At 58.0% G+C, this 18649-nt stretch carries 14 protein-coding genes; 5 read left to right on the forward strand and 9 right to left on the reverse strand.

The window, feature by feature from the left end; all coding sequences use genetic code 11:
- Nucleotides 1-151: 151 nt before the first annotated feature.
- The 5 genes from bcsE (at nt 152) to map (ending at nt 4717) form a co-directional block, all read left to right on the forward strand.
- Nucleotides 152-1708 carry a cellulose biosynthesis protein BcsE gene (gene bcsE / locus ACI2JR_RS05075; protein ID WP_462478037.1) on the forward strand — a complete coding sequence of 519 codons (1557 nt, stop codon included), beginning with the start codon at nt 152-154 and terminating at the stop codon, nt 1706-1708.
- Nucleotides 1705-1902, forward strand: a complete 198-nt coding sequence (bcsF, locus tag ACI2JR_RS05080; RefSeq protein ID WP_132729370.1) for a cellulose biosynthesis protein BcsF — start codon at nt 1705-1707, stop codon at nt 1900-1902. The genes bcsE and bcsF overlap by 4 nt, the downstream gene beginning before the upstream one ends.
- Nucleotides 1899-3560, forward strand: coding sequence for a cellulose biosynthesis protein BcsG (gene bcsG, locus ACI2JR_RS05085; RefSeq protein WP_462478038.1), 1662 nt, complete (start codon nt 1899-1901; stop codon nt 3558-3560). The genes bcsF and bcsG overlap by 4 nt, the downstream gene beginning before the upstream one ends.
- Nucleotides 3561-3738: 178 nt before the next feature.
- On the forward strand, nt 3739-3957 hold the full coding sequence (locus ACI2JR_RS05090) for a ParD-like family protein (RefSeq protein ID WP_004868736.1): 219 nt from the start codon (nt 3739-3741) through the stop codon (nt 3955-3957).
- A complete protein-coding gene (gene map / locus ACI2JR_RS05095) occupies nt 3938-4717 on the forward strand; it encodes a type I methionyl aminopeptidase (protein ID WP_132729368.1) in 780 nt (259 codons plus the stop codon). Before ACI2JR_RS05090 ends, map begins: the two co-directional genes overlap by 20 nt.
- A 56-nt stretch (nt 4718-4773) precedes the next feature.
- Here the strand turns inward: map and ACI2JR_RS05100 are convergent, their stop codons facing one another.
- The 9 genes from ACI2JR_RS05100 to dppD all read right to left on the reverse strand — a co-directional run bounded on the left by ACI2JR_RS05100 (nt 4774) and on the right by dppD (nt 18643).
- Nucleotides 4774-5775 (reverse strand): glycosyl hydrolase family 8, encoded by a 1002-nt coding sequence (locus tag ACI2JR_RS05100; protein WP_462478039.1) that lies wholly within the window; start codon nt 5773-5775, stop codon nt 4774-4776.
- 11 nt (nt 5776-5786) lie between these two features.
- On the reverse strand, nt 5787-6263 hold the full coding sequence (bcsD, locus tag ACI2JR_RS05105) for a cellulose biosynthesis protein BcsD (protein WP_165905712.1): 477 nt from the start codon (nt 6261-6263) through the stop codon (nt 5787-5789).
- Complete coding sequence (locus ACI2JR_RS05110) at nt 6263-10315, reverse strand: cellulose biosynthesis protein BcsC (RefSeq protein ID WP_132729365.1); 4053 nt, start codon at nt 10313-10315, stop codon at nt 6263-6265. Before ACI2JR_RS05110 ends, bcsD begins: the two co-directional genes overlap by 1 nt.
- A complete protein-coding gene (bcsB, locus tag ACI2JR_RS05115) occupies nt 10312-12711 on the reverse strand; it encodes a cellulose biosynthesis cyclic di-GMP-binding regulatory protein BcsB (RefSeq protein ID WP_462478040.1) in 2400 nt (799 codons plus the stop codon). Before bcsB ends, ACI2JR_RS05110 begins: the two co-directional genes overlap by 4 nt.
- Complete coding sequence (gene bcsA, locus ACI2JR_RS05120; RefSeq protein ID WP_132729363.1) at nt 12708-14819, reverse strand: UDP-forming cellulose synthase catalytic subunit; 2112 nt, start codon at nt 14817-14819, stop codon at nt 12708-12710. Before bcsA ends, bcsB begins: the two co-directional genes overlap by 4 nt.
- A 19-nt stretch (nt 14820-14838) precedes the next feature.
- Nucleotides 14839-15642 carry a cellulose biosynthesis protein BcsQ gene (bcsQ, locus tag ACI2JR_RS05125; protein WP_132729362.1) on the reverse strand — a complete coding sequence of 268 codons (804 nt, stop codon included), beginning with the start codon at nt 15640-15642 and terminating at the stop codon, nt 14839-14841.
- A complete protein-coding gene (locus tag ACI2JR_RS05130) occupies nt 15633-16163 on the reverse strand; it encodes a cellulose biosynthesis protein BcsO (protein ID WP_132729361.1) in 531 nt (176 codons plus the stop codon). Before ACI2JR_RS05130 ends, bcsQ begins: the two co-directional genes overlap by 10 nt.
- Nucleotides 16164-16649: 486 nt before the next feature.
- On the reverse strand, nt 16650-17663 hold the full coding sequence (gene dppF, locus ACI2JR_RS05135) for a dipeptide ABC transporter ATP-binding subunit DppF (RefSeq protein WP_462478041.1): 1014 nt from the start codon (nt 17661-17663) through the stop codon (nt 16650-16652).
- Nucleotides 17660-18643, reverse strand: a complete 984-nt coding sequence (dppD, locus tag ACI2JR_RS05140) for a dipeptide ABC transporter ATP-binding protein (protein ID WP_132729359.1) — start codon at nt 18641-18643, stop codon at nt 17660-17662. Before dppD ends, dppF begins: the two co-directional genes overlap by 4 nt.
- Nucleotides 18644-18649 lie beyond the last annotated feature (6 nt).

Here is an 18649-nt window from a genome sequence, read left to right on the forward strand (position 1 = left end):
AACACATAAATAAAACCCGAGGTGTAAAAGGCTCATTCTCAAATCACCTATATATGCTAAAACTGATACCCTTTAATTTCAATGTTAGGTTTACTCTGACGCTTTCGCTAGTAAACTGATCCAGTATGAATCAGGGCGCGCGAGGAACGACGTGAATATCGTTTATACTTTAGGTATTTCATCATTATGGGACGAAGTTTGCCATATGCCCGTTGGGGGTGTCTGGTGGCTCAACGTCGATCGCTATGCCGATGCGGTCAGTCTGCTTAATCAGACCCTGGCAGCCCAGGACAAAGAGAGTCAGGTCGCGGCCATCGTGATGGGTGATAAACCAAATAAAATCATATCATTAAATAAATCTCACGGCCCGGAAAAAATAGCGTTATTTACCATGCCGAACCATGCGGAAGGGCTGGCAGAAATGCATCGTGACCTGCTGTGCTCTGTCGATCCTGGCAATTATTTGTTTATTCTTCTGGGTGCAGAAAATGCCTGGCAAAACATAAAAAGTGAAAAATTATGCGAATGGGTAGAAAAATCTCAGCGTTGGGCTAAATATCATAAATGCTGCTTATTAATTCTTAATTCAGGTAATGACGTCGACCGGCAACTTTCCCCCTTATTACGCGAGCATCGTGCCCTTTCCGGTCTTGCCAGTATCCGTTATCAGGGCGACAGCTTTCTATTTGATATTGCCTGGTGGGGCAGTGAAAAAGGAATGAGCGCCCAGCAACAGCTCACCATTTTACAGGCTGAAGACGGCTGGCGGCTGGCGCAGGACGAAGAGAAACTCGTGCAGCCGCGCAGCGATGAAAAAGCGGTGCTGAGCAACCTGCGGGTACTGGAAGGGGCTCCGCCGCTTTCTGAATACTGGACGCTGTTTGATACCAACGACGCCGTGTTCAACGCGGGGCGAACGGCGCAGGCGGCGACGCTGCTCTTTTCCATCACCCAGAACGAGCAGATTGAACAGCTCGGGCGCTATATCCACACCCTGCGTCACCAGCGCGGCAGCGCATTAAAAATTGTGGTGCGCGAGCAGACGCCCAGCCTGCGCGCGACCGATGAGCGTCTGTTGCTGAGCAGCGGCGCGAATATGGTGATACCGTCCAGCGCACCGCTTTCGCGCTGCCTGACGCTGATTGAAAGCGTGCAGAACCAGAAGTTTACCCGGCACATCCCGGACGATTTCGCCACCCTCCTCACCTGGAGCCAGCCGCTTAAGCTGCGCGGCTATCAGAAATGGGATGCCTTCTGCGAAGCCGTGCATAACATTATGGCCAACACCATGCTGCCGGCGGATAGCAAGGGCGTGATGGTCGCATTACGCCCGGCGCCGGGGCTGCGCGTCGAACAGGCGCTAACCCTGTGCCGACCAAACCGGATGGGCGATATTATGACCATCGGCAATAACCGGCTGGTGCTGTTTTTGTCGTTTTGCCGGGTTAACGATCTCGATACCGCGTTAAACCATATTTTCCCTTTACCGACCGGCGATATATTTTCCAACCGCATGATCTGGTTTGAAGATAAGCAGATCACTTCAGAAATCATCCTGATGCGCGGGATCGCGCCGGATCAATGGACCACGCCGCTGCCGATTAGCATGGAGAAGAACGAAGCCATTAATGCGACCCATGACGGGCGCAGCTGGCGGCGGGTTCCTGAACCGCATCGCCTCTCTACTGACCGGGAGCAAACGTCATGATGTCCATCAGCGATATTATGCAGCTGGTTGTATTATGCGCCCTGTTGTTTTTTCCGTTGGGATACCTGACGCGCCATTACCAGCGCCGTATTCGCACCACTTTACGCTTGATGTTCTTTAAACCCCGTTATGTCAAACCGGCTGGCGTATTACGCCGGGAAGCACCAACTCAGCAAGGCAAACCGAACAAATGACGACTCCTAAAACTAACGCTACGCCGCTCCCTCTCTGGCAGTACTGGCGCGGCCTGGGCGGATGGAATCTTTACTTCCTGGTAAAGTTTGCGCTGCTCTGGGCGGGATATCTTAATTTTCACCCAATGCTGAACCTGGTGTTTCTCGCGTTTTTGCTGGTTCCGCTGCCTCAATATTCGCTGCACCGCCTGCGCCACTGGATTGCCATTCCCCTCGGTATCGGGCTGTTCTGGCATGACACCTGGCTGCCGGGACCGGAAAGCATTCTCACCCAGGGCTCGCAGCTTGCCGGCTTCAGCGCCGATTATCTCTGGGATCTGGTAACCCGCTTTATTAACTGGAATATGGTCGGCGCCTTCTTCTTGCTGCTGGTGCTGTGGCTGTTCCTCAGCCAGTGGCTGCGGGTGACGGTACTGGTCTCCATCGTCATGGTCTGGCTCGCTATCAGCCCTCTGCTTCCGGCCTTTACGCTATGGCCTGCGGGCCAACCGACGGTCGCCGCGGCAACCACCGCGAATCCGGCGGCTCCGGCAACCGCCGCCGCGGCCAATAGCGATATTCCCCCGCAAAGCGAACCGCCAACCTCAGCAAATCTGAGCAACTGGCTCAACACCTTCTATGCGACGGAACAGAAACGTAAAACGCCGTTCCCGGAGCAACTGCCTGCCGACGCCCAACCGTTCGATCTGCTGATTATCAACATTTGCTCCCTGTCATGGTCAGATATTGAAGCCGCCGGGCTGATGGATCATCCGCTATGGAAGCACTTCGATATCGTGTTCAAAAACTTTAACTCGGCGACCTCTTACAGCGGCCCGGCGGCGGTTCGCCTGCTGCGCGCCAGCTGCGGTCAGCTGTCACATACCAACCTGTATCAGCCGTCGGGTAGCGACTGCTACCTGTTCGAAAACCTGGCGAAACTTGGCTTCGCCCAGCAGCTGATGCTGGGCCACAACGGTCAGTTCGGCGACTTCCTGAAAGAGCTGCGTTCCCTCGGCGGTATGCAAAGTCCGCTGATGGATCAGACCGGCCTGCCGGTGATTTTACAAGGTTTCGACGGCTCGCCGGTCTACGACGACCAGGCGACCCTGAACCGCTGGCTGCAAACCCTGGAGAAACAGAATACGCCGCGTACCGCCACCTTCTACAATACCTTGCCGCTGCACGACGGCAACCACTTCCCGGGGCAGAGCAAAACCGCGGATTACAAAGTGCGCGCGCATAAACTCTTCGACGAGCTGGACAGTTTCTTTACCGAACTGGAAAAATCGGGTCGTAAAGTGATGGTGGTGGTCGTGCCGGAGCACGGCGGGGCGCTGAAGGGCGACAAAATGCAGGTTTCTGGTCTGCGCGATATCCCCAGCCCGTCAATTACCCACGTTCCGACGGCGGTGAAATTCTTCGGTATGAAGGCGCCGCATCAGGGCAGCCCGGTGATCATCGATCGGCCGACCAGCTACCTGGCGATCTCTGAACTGGTGGTTCGCGCGCTGGACGGCAAGATGTTTACCGAAGACAACGTTGACTGGCAGCAGTACACCGCCAATCTGCCGCAAAGCGCGGCGGTATCGGAAAACGCCAACGCCATTGTCATCCAGTATCAAGGCAAGCCTTACGTCCAGCTCAACGGCGGAAGCTGGGTACCGTACCCGCAGTAATCCCAACAGGCCGCAAGGTTCCTCCTTGCGGCCTGTTCAGACCAATACATCGCCATCCCTCCGCCGCTCCCCCTCTCTTCTTGTTGCCGGCAATTCCCTTCCCCCGATAAAAACAGATGTGACAGCGCGCGCGGAAGAATATACGATATGTATATGAATCATTATGGTGTGTATATATATGGGAATCGTAAAAATCTCCGACCTGCTGCATGACGACATCCGCGATGCCAGCAAGGCAATGTCACGTTCGGTGAACGCTCAGGCCGAATACTGGATCCGACTGGGTATGATGAGCGAGCTCTATCCGGAGCTTAACCACCAGCAAATCAAGATGATGATGCTTAAATCAGGTTCCGATCGCTTACTGGAGGTGATCAATGCCATCAATTCCCATTAAAACCGCGGATCAGCTGGCCAGACAGCGCCGCGCCGGGGAGCTGTTAGCCTCCGTCTTTGAGATGCTGGACGGCTTTATCCAGCCTGGGGTGACCACCATGGAAATCAACAACCGGGTGGAAGATTTTATCGTCAATCAGCTGCACGCCCGACCCGCCAGCAAGGGACAATATGACTATCCCTACGTGCTGAATACCTCGGTGAACGAAGTGGTGTGCCACGGCATGCCGAAAGAGACGGAGCATCTGAAATCAGGCGCTATCGTCAATGTCGACATTACGCTGGAAAAAGGGGGTCTGATCGCGGATTCCAGCAAAATGTATTTGATCGGTGACGTTTCGCCGCTGGCCCGCAGGCTGGTGAAAAAGACCTACGAGGCCATGTGGCAAGGCATCAAGGCGGTGAAGCCCGGCGCCACGCTGGGCGATATCGGCCATGCGATTCAACGCTATGTCGAAAGCAACGGCTACAGCGTTGTCAGGGAGTATTGCGGCCACGGCGTGGGACAGGAGATGCATGAAGAGCCGCAGGTGCTGCACTACGGCAAGCCCGGCACCGGTGCCGTACTACAGGAAGGGATGGTCTTTACTATTGAACCGATGGTTAATCAGGGCGATAGCCGGACAAAAATCAAAAAAGATGGCTGGACGGTGGTCACCCGCGATAAAAAACTCTCGGCGCAATGGGAACATACCATTGCCGTGACCGCGGAGGGTTTTGAAGTCCTGACGCTGCGTAACGGGGAAACCCCGGCAGGCTAACCCCGCAACCGCCACGCAGGAATATTGCCAGCGGGAATATTGCCAGCGGCCGCCGATCAGGGCCGCTGGCTGCTCGCCAGCCAGACCAGCAGCTTCAGACTGGCGGAGTAGTAATCATCCTCGGCGGTAATCTGCGGCTCGGCCTGCGGTTCGCCGACGGTTAAATCGCGCACCGCCAGCAGACCGCCGGTCATAAACCATGGGGAAACCTCGTTGGTCGTGACGTTGATCCACGCTGGCGTTTGCAGCCGCGAATAGCGCTGAAACCAGTTTTTCCACGGCGTCAGCAGCGCGCTGTGCGGGTCTGCCCAGGACACATACAGCGGAATACGAATCGCGTCATAGCTCATACGCGGCGGCCACTCTTTGGCGGGCTCCATCGTGCCGTCGGCTTTCAGCGCCACCCAATCGCTGGGCAGCTGCGCCTTACCCCATGCCATTTTGGCCAGCAGCGCCTGGCCATCGCTCTGCAGTTTGAGCCAGGCCGTCAGGTGCGTACGTGCCGCGAAGGCCTGCCAGGCGGGGAAAATAAAGTAGGACGGATTCAGATTGAGATGGTCATTGTGGTTGAAGCCCCTGGCGCCGGGGAGCATCACCTGACGATTGGCAAAGGTCACCACGGTATATTTCAGCAGCGCAGCGGTAATGGCGTCGGAGGCGGCACCGTAGGCTTTATCCCCCCACTGCTGCTGGGCGCGAAGCAGCGCCCACGCAATCATAGTATCGCCATCGGTCGCATCATTTTTATCGGCGACAGGGTCCGGAGCGACGGGGTTATAGCGCCAGTAAAACAGCCCGTTATCTTTATTGCGCAGCGTCTTATCGGTCCATTGCCACAGTTTATCGAAGGCGGGCCGATCGTTTTTCGCCACCGCCAGCAGCATCGCGAACCCCTGCCCTTCGGTATGCGAGATATTACCGTTGCCCGTATCCACGATCCGCCCGTCAGCCATCATAAACCGTGATTTATAGCTCTCCCAGGCGGTATCTGCCCACGCGCGCGGGAGTACCATCATCATGGTGGTAAGCATGACCACCACTGCAGCACGCAAGGACATAGATTCACCCGCTATGGATGGAAGTAGAGGAACTGAACATCAGAGACTGAGAACAAACGCTCACGCTGTAAAACCACGTGCGCACCGCCGCCCTGTCCCCGCAGCCAGCGAGAATAAAGCCCTTCGAGTATGGCACAAAATGCATTACACCAACGCACGCGCTGCGCTTCATCGCGGCTAACCGGCAGCGCCCGGTGGCGCAATCGCAGCCCCTCGTCGCTCACCTCGAGGGTGACCATCCCCCACTGAAAACGGCTCAGCAGCTGGTTGATATTACTCTCCAGCGCGCCGACCGTCTCCGACTCCGGCAGCGGATAACTCTCCGCCAGCGCCTCCCCCATCTGCCGCAGGAAGGGTTGGCTCCCCAGCTCGCCGGCATTGTTCAGCATCCCGTCCACCATGATGCTCAGCAGATCAAACCATCCGGCGGGCGTTTGCTGCTGTTGAAACCAGGCCATGACCTCCGCGTTATTATTCTCCGTCATGATCAATAATCTCCCAGCATATAGCGGATATAGAGCCCTGCGGTGCTCTCGTTATAATCCCCGAAGGTGTCGTAGCCAATCTGGCCGCCAAGCGTCATCTGTTTGTTGACCTTGTAATCCGCACCGGCGCGCAAGGTGTAACCAATCCCACTCTTCGAGGTCGCCGAATAGTAGGCCTCTTTCGCAAAACCACTGGAAACGGCGGTCTCCAGGGTCTGCTGCCATTCCGAATTGGTCGGGAAGTAGGCGCTCTTATCCTGGCTGTAGGATTGATAGCCCACCGAGCCGCCGAGCTTCATCGTCCAGTTATCATAGTTTTCCGTCAGGTTGACCGGCAGCGAGACGCTGACATAGTTTTGCGGGCTGAAATAGCCCCCCTGACCGTAGGTGAAGTAGCTCAGGTTCTTCGAGTAATCCATGTAGCTCATACTCAAACCGGCCTGTAGCTGACGATATTCGTCATGGTAAGGCCGCAGATAAACCCCGGCGTTGGCGTTCACGCTGGTGTTGCTGGCGACATTCTGGCCCAGATAGCTGTACCCGCCGCCGCCGACATAAAAACCGGCGTCGCCGTCGTCATAGCTCAGCTGCAGGGTGCCGCCGTTTTTGGTCACCTGCCCCCAGTTTTTCCCGGAGTAGGCGTCTTTCAGACCGACATAGGACAGCAGGCTATCGGTCAGCGAACGACGCTCCCCGGTGAAAATCAGCGACAGATAGTTGGTGAGCTTCGGCGACCACTGCACGCCCCCCACCACGGTGTTGAGATCCTGGCCCAGCGGCGTGCTGCCGATATCAAGGCGGTAACGATCGCCGCTCAGGGCCATGGCCAGCTCAACGCCATTCGCTTTTTGCGCATCCGTCGAGCCGCTGGTCTGATCGATACTCGGCTTCAGGCTCGATGCCGCCAGATAGCTGGCGACCTGCCCGGAATCATAGGCCCCCAGTTTCGCCAGATTCTCCATGCCGCTGCTGCTGGTGGCGTTAAAATCGGCCGCACTCAGCGTCCCCAGCGAACTCAACGCCTGCGCGCCTGGGTTGCTGGCGAAATAGGTAGTACGTTCCGCATCAGTCATCGCCGCAATGGCCGCCTGCTCCTTAGTGGCGGTGGTGACCATATTAGAGACCGCGTTAGAGAGCGGGTTTGCGCCGTAGCGCCGCCAGGCATCGCCGCTGGCGGTGCCGGCGTTCAATGACACCGGCGTCACGGTAAAATCAAAACGCGCATCGCCAAACGGCGATGAGGACCAGGTCAGCGGCGTTTTTAACTCCGTTAACTTACTGGTACCGGATTCACCATCCCGGCCGCGAACGTCCATGCCGGTCTGCAGCCAGGTAGCGGTTTTTTCCTGCAACGTCTCCATCATGCTATCGACCTGACGCAGCATGCGGGTTTGCGCAGTTTCCACCGGCAGATCGGGGCGCTGGATACCGGGTAACGAGGTCCCGGTTCCGGTCGACACCTGCGAAACCTGCCACGGCATATACTGGCCATAAGCCGACGCCGTTCTTGTCGCGGCTGGCGTACGGGAGACGCCCACGAAGGGGTTATCCGCCGCCAGCACGCCGCCCACCGTTGGCGTTTGCGCACCGTTAGTACTCTGCAGCCCCAGCAGTTTGCCGCGGGCGCTGCGCAGATACGTCATGGCCTGCTGATGATGTCCCTGGGCCTCCGCGACCCGCGCCAGCAGCAGTAAACGATCCGGCGTATTGTCCTGGCGCAGCCCGCCTGCCAGCTGCTGCGCCCGCTCGTTATCACCCGCCGACAGGGCCACGTCGATCGCCCCGGAGCGGGCCGCCTGATCCGGCGTGTCGCGGGTCATCAGGTAGTCATAGACCACCCCGGCTTCTTTATTCATTTTGCCGCTCTGGTAGAGACGCGCCATGGCAAACATCAGGTCGGTATTTTGCGGATCGCTTTGCATCGCCGCCATCAGCTTGTCATAGGCTGCGGCGTAGTTCCCCTGCTCACGTAAACGATCGGCGTCGTTAATCACATAGCCATTGCGAATGCTCGCCAGCTGCGTCGGCGTACTACTGGCCTGAAGCTGGGGGTTGCTTAACAGGCTTTGCGCTTCGTTAGTCAGCCCGGCCTGATTGAGCACCGTCACCTGGTCGGCATAATCCCCGGCATTGCCTGATATCCCGCCGCTGATGCTATTGCGCACCAGCGCGACCGCGCTACTGACATCACCGCTCTGCGCGAGCAGGCGCGCCAGCTTCCCGACATCCGCCGGTGCTTTCGGCGGCGTGGCGGCCATCGCTCTCAAGGTGTTGGCGGCAGCGACCGAATTGCCCTGGGAGAGATAATTTTGCGCGGTTGCCAGCTGCAGGTTGTAGTTTACCCGCTGATGTAACTCACGCATTTGCGCGGTCTGACTGGCGGCAGGTATACGTCCCAGCAGCGTTTGCGCCTGCTGCCAGCCGCCGTTTTCGCTGGCGAAGAGCGCCGCCGCGTACAGCGCGCTGCCACTGGCGCCGGGGCGATACGCGGCAGCCATCAGCGAGGCGGCCTCGCCGTCATTACCGGATTTTTGCAGCAGGCGGGCTAAATCAAGGCGCATCCAGCTATCATCCGGATAGCGGGCAACCCCCTGACGCAGCGTCGCTATCGCGCCGCTCACGTTACCGCCGTTGGCCTGTTCCTGCGCCTGCCGACGTAGCGTATCTCCCGGCATGCCGGTCACCACGCGCGGCTGCAGTTTTTGCTGCAGGCTTTCCGGCAGCGTACGCAGCATCGCCTGCGCTTCTGCCGTTTTATTCTGCTCACGCAGGACGTAGTACAGACTCTCGCGGGCCGGACCGTTTTGCGGCTGTTCATCGAGCAGCGAGCGCAGGGTTTGCTCGGCCTGCGGCAGATCTTTGTTGTGCCGCAGCACATCAGCGCGGAACAGTTTTGCCGATGTGCCGCGTGCGCCGCTCTGTTCAGCCAACGGGGCGGAGAGCGCCAGCGCCTGGCTGATGTTTCCCTGTTTATACGCCTGCTGCGCCTGGGCCAGCTGCCCATAGAACAGAGCATCGGCCGCCTGCTGGCGCCGCGCCGCCGAATCCGCGCCGCCGAGTTCCGCCGCCCGGTTCAGATACTGCGAGGCGGCCTGAAAATCGCCGTTCCGCTGGGCGATGTAGCCCATCCCGGCCAGCGCGTCCGCATCCTGCGGGTTGGTTTGTAAGACCTGCTCAAACTGCTGCTTCGCCGCCGCCGTGTTGCCGCTGTTCAGGTTGGCAAACCCCTGCCCGCGCGCCTGCCCGCTCAGCCGTTGGCGATAATAGTTCTGCACTTCGCTATCCTGCGGGTGGCGCTGCATCCAGGTATCGTAAAACGGCTGGTCGCCGGCCTGCGGCCCCAGCCACAACAGCGCCTGACGCAGGCCGCTGTCGGCATCTGTACTGCCGCTGGCCATCGGTTCCAGCATGGCGATCCCTTCCCGCCGGGTATCTTCCCGCCAGGTCAGCATCTTGCCCAACGCCACGCGTGGCGCATTCTCCTGCGGATGCTGCGCGACGTATTGACGCAGTTCGCTCAGCGCCTGCGGATAGAGTGACTTGTCGCTGGCCATCGTCATATAGTATTCGGCCGCCAGCCCCGACGGCGGGATATCGCCGTTAAACATACTGCGCCAGGTGGTCAACGCCGCGGGGATATTACCGCTTCGCGCCTGCTGCCGCGCCAGGTTCAGTTGACCTTGCGGTACCTGGGCCATTTTTTTGGCCGTATCCAGCTCCTGTAAACTGGCGCTGTTGGGGTCCGCCTTTGCCAACCGCTCCCGCCAGCGCGCGGCCGTCTGCAAATCGCCGCCCTGCTGCGCCCACAGCGCCATCAAATACAGCGCCTGGGTGTTGTTGGCATCGACCAGTAGCACCTTTTGCAGCGACTCCATCGCCAGCTCATCGTGCGATTTTTCATGCCAGTAGTTAGCCTGCGCAAACAGCGCCTGCAGGGCGGCATCATTGCCCGCCGCCTGGGCGCTGCCGAATGCGCCAAGCGTCAGCGCCCCTGACAGACAAAACGTGGATAATCGTCGGGTGGCCCTGGTATTCACTTTGCAAACTCGTCTCATTGGCTATCCCCCGAACTCAGACGCTTGCGCGCATGGCGCTTAAACATGGCGGTTAACGCCAGGCCAACAATCGTGGTGGTGATCAGCCCCAGCAGCGCCAGCAGGCCGGAGTGTTGGTTGGCATACCAGACGGCCATCATGTACCACGGCATTTGTCCGCTGGGGAACGGCGTGCTGACCTGGAAGCTGCGCACGCCATTATCACTGGTGATCACCGCCGTATCGCCGCGGATGCCGGCGTTGATTCGCGGGGACTCAAGGTCATTTGTCAGCCTGGCCAGCTGATCGTCATTGCTGGCCATTGCCACCACCACCGTGCGCTGCGGGCTCCACGGCGAACGGTAGCTAATAAAGCCGCGCCAGGCGCTGCTGGAAGAGAGATAACGATCGGCATCAAGGGTCGCGGAGGTCCAGTCGCCGCTCAGCCAGCGCTGTATTTTCTCACCGATCCCGGACTCGCGTACCGCGAGCTGATTATCGAGCGGATAATACGGGGAGTGGGCCAGCAGGCGTTGATTAAACGTATTCTGGTCAAGAGTCGTCACCGCCAGCACATCGCGATCCCGCAGATATGCGACGCTCGCGTCACCGTCGGGGAGTCCCAGCAGCACCCGGTTGTTGGCCAGCGCCGTACCGGTCGCATTTCCCGAGCGCGCCGCCAGGTTCAGCAGAGTCGCCACCTGGGTTTCCGACGGCTGTTCCGGCAGCAGCAGCGTGGTTTGCGAATAATCCGCCAGCCGCGAGAACGGGAACGACGCGCCGACAAAATAGGAGAGGTTAGGCAGCTGCGAGAAGTGCCGCGTATTGCTCAGGTCAATCCATGAGTCATCGGTAATGCGGCTCTTGATGCCGGTATTCAACAGCACTGAACAGGGCGCGTCCTCTTTTGGCACCACATTGAAATATAAAGACAGTTGGTTATCACCGTAAATCAGGTAGGGCGCCAGCGGGATGGTAAACTGCTCCTGACGCGCATCGCCGCCGAGGTGGCGCCAGAGCTTCTCCAGCGGCCCCTGTTTGTTCATCGGCAGATTGTGCAGGAAGGTATTGTTGAGCGTCACGCTCAGTAGCGACTTATCTTCGTTGATCCAGCTTTCCGACGGGAAGCGATAGCTAATCTGCAGGGGGATGGTTTCGCCATCCCACAAATAGAGATCCGGCGCGGCGCGGAAAGCCACCTGCAGCGGTTCATGCCATACGCCGCTCACCGTTGCGCTTTGATCTTTACGCAGCAGTTCGCTGATTTTTACCGGCCGATCGGTGGGGATCCAGCGCGGCGCATCATACGGTTTACCGAGCGGGATGGTTTGCGGATCCACCTCCAGGCGGGTGGTCTGCGGGGCGATGTCACCGCGGGTCAGCCGCCAGGCCGCCGTGCGCAATGCCGCATCATTGTGCCCGACAATCAGCAGCAGTTTGTAAGCCGGGTTACCCGGGTTATCAACAATCTGCAGCAGCGGTTTATCGGTTTGCGGTAAGGTTAACCCGCCAATCCGATCGCCCGGATGACCGATAAGAATGCCGTGCCGTTCCGGCAGACGATCGCGCATGGCGTTGAAAGCGATCCCGCGATAATCCGCCTGAATCCCCAGCCATGATGACACCAGCGCCGCCGCACTGAAGATATCCGCAGTGGATTTCTCCGGATACGACAGCGCAATATCTGCCGGGGTCATCTGCATACTGTCGAAGAAGGGGCGCGGGAAGAAGCTTAAATCATTGCTGATATTCAGCGGCTGGCTTTCCCAGCTAAAGCGCGAGGTGGGTAAAATCACCACCCCGCGGGTGTCGCGCGTATCGAGCCGACACTGCAGCGTATCGCCATCGTTGACTTTAAAACTTAAATTATTGCTGGAAACCATCAGCGCGGCCGGAATATCCAGCTGATAGTGCGAGATGTCGGCGCCGTCCGTACCCAGCGGCACCGTTCCGAGCGGCTGACCGTTAAGCATCAGCTGGAGCGTGGCGTTTCGCGTCGCCAGCTCCGGTGACACCCGGACATCCAGCATCAGTTCCGCATGCGTGACCACCTGGTCGGAGGGCAGCGTAAAATCAACGCCGCCCTGCTGTTGCCCGCCGCTCAGCATAATCCCGTCCGCCATCCCGAGCTGCGTCATATTCAGGCTACCGCCCACAAGCGGGGATAACGGCACAACATCGGCTGCCGCGCCGCTCGCCGGTGGTGGAAAGGTCGGCGGCGATACGGATTCTGACGTTGGTTCCGTCGGCGTAGCGGGAGTTGCTGAAACCGGTTCATCCGCCGGTGGGCTGTCCTCCGCCGCATCCGGCAGCGGGAAATTCAGCGACGCGGCACGATCGACAGCGCGCTCTTCAGCGTGCAGCGCAGGCGCAGAGAGCATCCCCGCCAGCAGCGCAAGCGTGGTTAATCGCTTCATAGACGCCCATCCTCCTGCGCCGCATGCGCCATCGGTCTCTGCCGACGCTGGCTACGCCGTGTTTTCCACGTCAGCCAGAACAGTTCAAACACGCAGCGCAAAATGGTCACAAACGAACGGAATGGGTTATCCTGCGGACGCGGCGGATTAATCCACGCGTCCGCGCGCGCCAGCACGACGCGCACCAGCTCCCGGCGCAGCGAGAGCGGGATGTTTTCATCAAACTTCAGGCGAATATAACGTTCGTCCGCAGTGACCTGCTCGGCGGGAATACAGATCGCCCCCGACTGCAAAATCAGCTCAATTTCTTCAATCTTATCCTGCAGATGACGCGAGTCCGGAACGGCAATACGGCAACCGCCCATCGACAGGTCAACGGTATGGCTGCGCGAGACAATGCCGCTGGCATAGTGAATCAGTACCGGTACATCAACGTCGATGCGAATCGTTTTGCGTACCTGACGGGTCTCCCGCGCGACGGCGATCGCCGCCAGCAGGAAGATCAGGCTGTACAGCCCCCAGCCGACGTTCAGCGCGATAACGTTGGGATCTGAACCGAAATAGTCATGACCCAGCGCGCGGACGATCCCGAGGATCACCCCCACGCCCAGCAGACATGCCACCACCAGATGCGGCCTGACGACGGTAAAATCAAAGTAACCGACATCCAGCAGCCCCCCCTTGTCGGTGACGTTGAATTTACCGCGTTTGGGGAAAATCATCGTCACCAGAGTCGGCAACACCAGATGGAATGCCAGCACAATGTCGTAAATCTCCCCCCAGAAACTGTAGCGATAGCGGCCGTTCATGCGCGAACCGACGTAAATCGCCAGAAACAGATGCGGTAGCGCATACGACACAATCAGGCTGGCCGAGGAGTAGATAATGTTCAGGTTAAACAGCAGATAGGCTAACGGCGCGGTAACAAATACCACCCGCGGCAGGGCAAACTGGTAGTAGAGCATCGCGCTGAGATAGCACAGACGCTGCTGGAAAGTGAGCCCGCGGCCCAATAGCGGGTTATCAAGACGGAAAATTTGCGTCATCCCACGCGCCCAGCGGGTTCGCTGAATCACATGCACCACCAGACGTTCGGTGGCTAGCCCCGCCGCCAGCGGAATATCGAGAAATGCCGACTTCCAGCCCAGACGCTGGAATTTCAGCGCGGTATGCGCGTCTTCGGTGACCGTTTCTACCGCGAAGCCCCCAATCTGCTCCAGCGCCTGACGGCGAATCACCGCGCAGGAACCGCAGAAAAAGGTCGCATTCCAGTTATCGTTACCCTGCTGAATCGGACCATAGAACAGCATCCCTTCGTTGGGAATGTTGCGCCCTACCGACAGGTTGCGCTCGAAAGGGTCCGGCGAGTAGAAGTAGTGCGGCGTCTGCACCAGCGCCAGCATCGGGTCTTTGAGAAAACCGCCGACCGTCGCCTGCAGGAAAACGCGGGTCGCCACGTGGTCGCAGTCAAATACGCAGATAAGCTCACCCTGCGTGAGCGTCATGGCGTGGTTAAGGTTGCCCGCTTTGGCATGCTTATTATCATTGCGGGTGATATAGCCCACCCCGACATCGGCGGCAAACACCGCGAACTCGCTGCGTTTACCATCATCCAGCAAATAAATTTTCATCTTATCCGCCGGGTAATCAATGCATTGCGCAGCCAGCACGGTATCCCGCACCACTTCAAGCGGTTCGTTGTAGCTCGGAATATAGATATCGACCGTCGGCCACTGGCTCATATCCTCCGGCAGCGGCACAATTTCTCGCTTCAGCGGCCACACCGTCTGCAGATAGTTCAGCAGCAACATCACCCAGATATACACTTCCGCCAGAAATAGCCCCATCCCCAGCACCGTCTCGATTCCGGAGTTGAAATGCAGGGTTTGCGTCAGGCGAAAATACATGTAACGCGTGGACATCAGCAGAGAAGTGACGACCATAATGACCGAAATACCGCGCTTCTTGCTAAAGCCCATTAAGAAAAGAATACCAATGCTGAGCAGGCCAAAAAGATACTGCTTTTGGCTATCCATTGGCGTGATAACGATCAGCACCGCCACCGGCGATAACACCAGCACCAGCAACCAGAAAAGTGTTTTTTTCATTCCGCAGCCCTGCAATAAGTTACAGCCCTGACATGCGAGGCAGGCTGTGCACCGTGCCATCGCCAATATGGATCCCCAACAGTGCAGAGATTTTTTTTGCTATGATTTCAATATCAAAGGCGGCTGCAGAAGATGAGCTAAAGTCAAGAATCGACTTCTGAGAAGCATTCGCCTCCACCACGCTTTCATCACGGTGGATGATGCCCAACAGGCGATCGCCCAGCTTTTCCTCCATCAACGCGGTGACGTCACGGCTCACCTGACGGCGATTATCACTCTGGTTAATCACGAAAAAATGTCCGTGCTTATGATTAAGCTCATCGCCGGTTAAACGCTGCTTTTCCACGTGCGCTAAGGTCGACAGCGAGGCCGTATCCGCCAGCAGCGGTACCAGATGCAGGTCGGCAAGCGGGGTCAGCGCCGTCAGCGCCGCCGAAGGACCCGGCGGCAGATCGGCGATGATAATCAGACCGGGATAGTTCAGCAGCGCCGCCAGACCGCGGGTCAGAAAATGGGGATCGTTGAGCAGACGTTCGTCAAACGCCCGCCGCTGCGTTTCCGTCACGTCGCCGTAGGGCAGCACGAAGATATTGCTGCCTGCGCTAAGCACACACTGGCTCCAGTCATGCAGATCCAGGGCTTTCGCCACATAGCCCCGCTCATCGCTGAGGGGAACGCCAAAATGCAGGCGCAGCGCATTCTGCCTATCAAAGTCCAACGCCAGCACCTTGCTGCCCGCGCGCGCCAGCGACCAGGCCAGATTTGCCGCCAGGGTCGTTTTTCCTACGCCGCCTTTTGGCGAACAGACGCAGATCAACGGCATGTTGCAATCCTTTCTAAAAGAGACTTCAGCGGCTGATCTTTATTTTTCGCCACCGGTTCAGCGGTTTTCGCCGCAAATAAATGCGCATAGCCTTCCGTCGCCGCGGTCGGCTGCGGACGAGGGGCGACCGACGGCGCGGATAGCGTCGCGGCCATCGCCGGAATGGGTTCCGCCGGGATGCTGTTTGCTGCAACAGGAGTTGGTTCGACAGGCGCAGCGGGAGTTGCCGCCGCCGCGGTTATCGGTTCGGCGACCAGGACAGGCGGCGAGAGCGTAGAGGGGGAGTGCACCGGTTCAGCTTCCACCCGGTGAAACAGATCCGCCGGCACCTGCTGCGGTAGCGGTAACGACACGCTGCCTCCCATTGCCAGCGAGGACTCTTTTGCTCCAGGCGTAAGCTGATTGAGAATAACCCAATCGCCCTTATCCCGGGTGACAGCCTGTGATGAAAGGTCCCTGAAATGTAGACTTTGTGTACCGGTCTTTTCCTTGAAGCGCTGCAAATCATCATAATGGTTCATTGATAACCTCATGATTCTACATACATAGTGTTTATCTTTTTATTCTGGCGCTCGATGTCATAAGCGTTGTTTATTTTATTTTTTTCATTCATTGCAACCGAATCAGGACGATCGACGTTACAAGGACTTGCCGGGAATATAAGTCAGGGTGGCTTAATTCACTGATGATTTTGTGGCTACCCTATCAGGTCCTATCTGAAATGATAGCTCCATTTTTTAGTGGCCCCGGAAAGAGCGGCGCAGACTCGGCTGCACATTAAAAATAATCAGTGATTTATCTCGTTAATTTATTAGACACAAGCAGAGATAAACACGCTTCATCCCGAGGATAAAATATATTAATCTTTTTATTACGTTATATAAATAGACTGAATGACTTATCGCGAATAAAAAAATAAGAGCGGTTATTCATGGCGGCAGATAACACGTTAGCGTGGCATGCGCTGCCGCCGACAGGGATTTCTCCGCCGACGGCAGCGCCGATCCTCAGGAAGGATGTTTTTCCTGATTTTCATCCTGATCGACGGCAAAACAGGCGACCAGCTGACCCCGATAATCCTTCAGCTGCGGCTGTAGCTGGGTGCACGGGCCAAAACGACGACGGCAGCGCGCGTTGAATGCGCAGCCCGGCGGCGGATTGAGCGGGCTCGGCAGCTCACCGGTCAATTTAATCCGCTCGCGACGATCGTCCGGATTGAGACGCGGGGTGGCCGACAGCAGGGCCTGAGTATACGGGTGCTGCGGATTGTTGAAGATCTGATCCTTCGACCCTTTCTCCACGCAGCGGCCCAGGTACATCACCATCACTTCATCGGCAATGTGCTCGACCACCGACAGGTCATGGGAGATGAACACATACGACAGCCCCATCTCCTGCTGCAGGTCCATCATCAGGTTCAGCACCTGCGCGCGCACCGATACGTCCAGCGCGGAAACCGGTTCGTCGGCAATCACCACGTCCGGGTCCAGCATCAGGCCCCGGGCAATGGCAATACGCTGCCGCTGGCCACCGGAGAACATATGCGGATAGCGATCGTAATGCTCGGTTTTGAGCCCCACTTTCGCCATCATGGCCAGCGCTTTCTCACGACGCTGCTCTTTACTGAGCGAGGTGTTGATCTGCAACGGTTCTTCCAGAATCTGCCCTACTTTTTTGCGCGGGTTCAGCGAGCCGTAGGGGTTCTGAAACACAATCTGGATTTTCTGCCGACGCAGCTTTTCTGCCGTCGCGTCAGGCTTTAATAAATCCTGCCCCTGATAGTAAAGCTCGCCGCCGGTCGGGATTTCAATCATCGTCAGCAGACGGCCCAGCGTTGATTTGCCGCAGCCGGACTCGCCCACCACCGCCAGCGTTTTACCGCGTTCGAGGGTGAAAGAGACGCCATCCAGCGCTTTTACCAGCCGTTCCGGGGCGAACAGCCCCTTCTTCACCGGGTAGTATTTTTTCAGGTCGATGGCCTGCAACAACGAGCGTTGCGTGGTGGCCTCATGGGTACTCATAGCGTAGGCCTCCCGGCATCATCCAGTGGGTAGTGGCATTTCGACTGACGGCTGCCGTCAACGCGGTTCAGCTCCGGTTCTTCGCTCCGGCAGCGATCCGTGGCATAGGGGCAGCGCGGGTTTAACAAACAGCCGTTGGGACGGTCGTATTTCCCCGGTACCACGCCCGGCAGCGATGCCAGCCGCGCTTTATCCTGGGCAAACTCCGGCAGCGCGCGCAGCAATGCCTGCGTATATGGATGGCGCGGCGCGCGGAAGATATCCTTCGCATCGCCGGCTTCCACCACCTGACCGGCGTACATCACAATGATTTTGTGTGCCGCCTCGGCCACCAGCGCCAGATCGTGTGTAATCAGGACCAGCGCCATGTTCTCTTTTTGCTGCAGATCCAGCAGCAGCTCAATGATCTGCGCCTGGATCGTCACGTCCAGCGCGGTGGTCGGCTCATCGGCAATCAGCAGCTTCGGCCGGCAGGCAATCGCCATGGCGATCATTACGCGCTGGCTCATCCCACCGGAAAGCTGGTGCGGATAGACGTCGAGACGCGATGCCGGGTCCGGGATGCCGACCAGCGTCAGCAGATCGATTGCCCGCTGGACGCGGGTTTTCTTATTGCCGCCCTGATGCACCTTGATGGCTTCCATAATCTGATAGCCGACGGTGTAGCATGGGTTGAGGCTGGTCATCGGGTCCTGGAAGATCATCGCCACTTCCGCGCCAACCAGCTGGCGACGCTCTTTTTCTGAAATGCGCTTCAGGTCGCGGCCATTAAACTCCAGTTTATCCGCCATCACCCGGCCGGGATAATCAATCAGCCCCATAATCGCCAGCGAGCTGACCGATTTACCGGAACCTGATTCCCCGACGATCCCCACGACTTCGCCCTGGTTAACGCTGTAGCTCACGCGGTCTACCGCGCGAAACGGTGTGCCTTCGTCGCCGAAATGCACCGATAATTTATCAACATTCAATAACGCCATCTCGAA

The organism is Klebsiella sp. NPDC088457, assembly GCF_044900465.1.
GTDB lineage: Bacteria > Pseudomonadota > Gammaproteobacteria > Enterobacterales > Enterobacteriaceae > Klebsiella.

What these genes read in the sequence shown, in the direction of transcription:
- ACI2JR_RS05090 (WP_004868736.1), top strand. Translation starts at nt 3,739, where the DNA reads ATGGGAATCGTAAAAATCTCCGACCTGCTGCATGACGACATCCGCGAT.
- bcsF (WP_132729370.1), top strand. Translation starts at nt 1,705, where the DNA reads ATGATGTCCATCAGCGATATTATGCAGCTGGTTGTATTATGCGCCCTG.
- ACI2JR_RS05110 (WP_132729365.1), bottom strand. Translation starts at nt 10,315, where the DNA reads ATGAGACGAGTTTGCAAAGTGAATACCAGGGCCACCCGACGATTATCC.
- ACI2JR_RS05130 (WP_132729361.1), bottom strand. Translation starts at nt 16,163, where the DNA reads ATGAACCATTATGATGATTTGCAGCGCTTCAAGGAAAAGACCGGTACA.
- bcsQ (WP_132729362.1), bottom strand. Translation starts at nt 15,642, where the DNA reads ATGCCGTTGATCTGCGTCTGTTCGCCAAAAGGCGGCGTAGGAAAAACG.
- bcsA (WP_132729363.1), bottom strand. Translation starts at nt 14,819, where the DNA reads ATGAAAAAAACACTTTTCTGGTTGCTGGTGCTGGTGTTATCGCCGGTG.
- map (WP_132729368.1), top strand. Translation starts at nt 3,938, where the DNA reads ATGCCATCAATTCCCATTAAAACCGCGGATCAGCTGGCCAGACAGCGC.
- bcsB (WP_462478040.1), bottom strand. Translation starts at nt 12,711, where the DNA reads ATGAAGCGATTAACCACGCTTGCGCTGCTGGCGGGGATGCTCTCTGCG.
- ACI2JR_RS05100 (WP_462478039.1), bottom strand. Translation starts at nt 5,775, where the DNA reads ATGTCCTTGCGTGCTGCAGTGGTGGTCATGCTTACCACCATGATGATG.
- dppD (WP_132729359.1), bottom strand. Translation starts at nt 18,643, where the DNA reads ATGGCGTTATTGAATGTTGATAAATTATCGGTGCATTTCGGCGACGAA.
- dppF (WP_462478041.1), bottom strand. Translation starts at nt 17,663, where the DNA reads ATGAGTACCCATGAGGCCACCACGCAACGCTCGTTGTTGCAGGCCATC.
- bcsG (WP_462478038.1), top strand. Translation starts at nt 1,899, where the DNA reads ATGACGACTCCTAAAACTAACGCTACGCCGCTCCCTCTCTGGCAGTAC.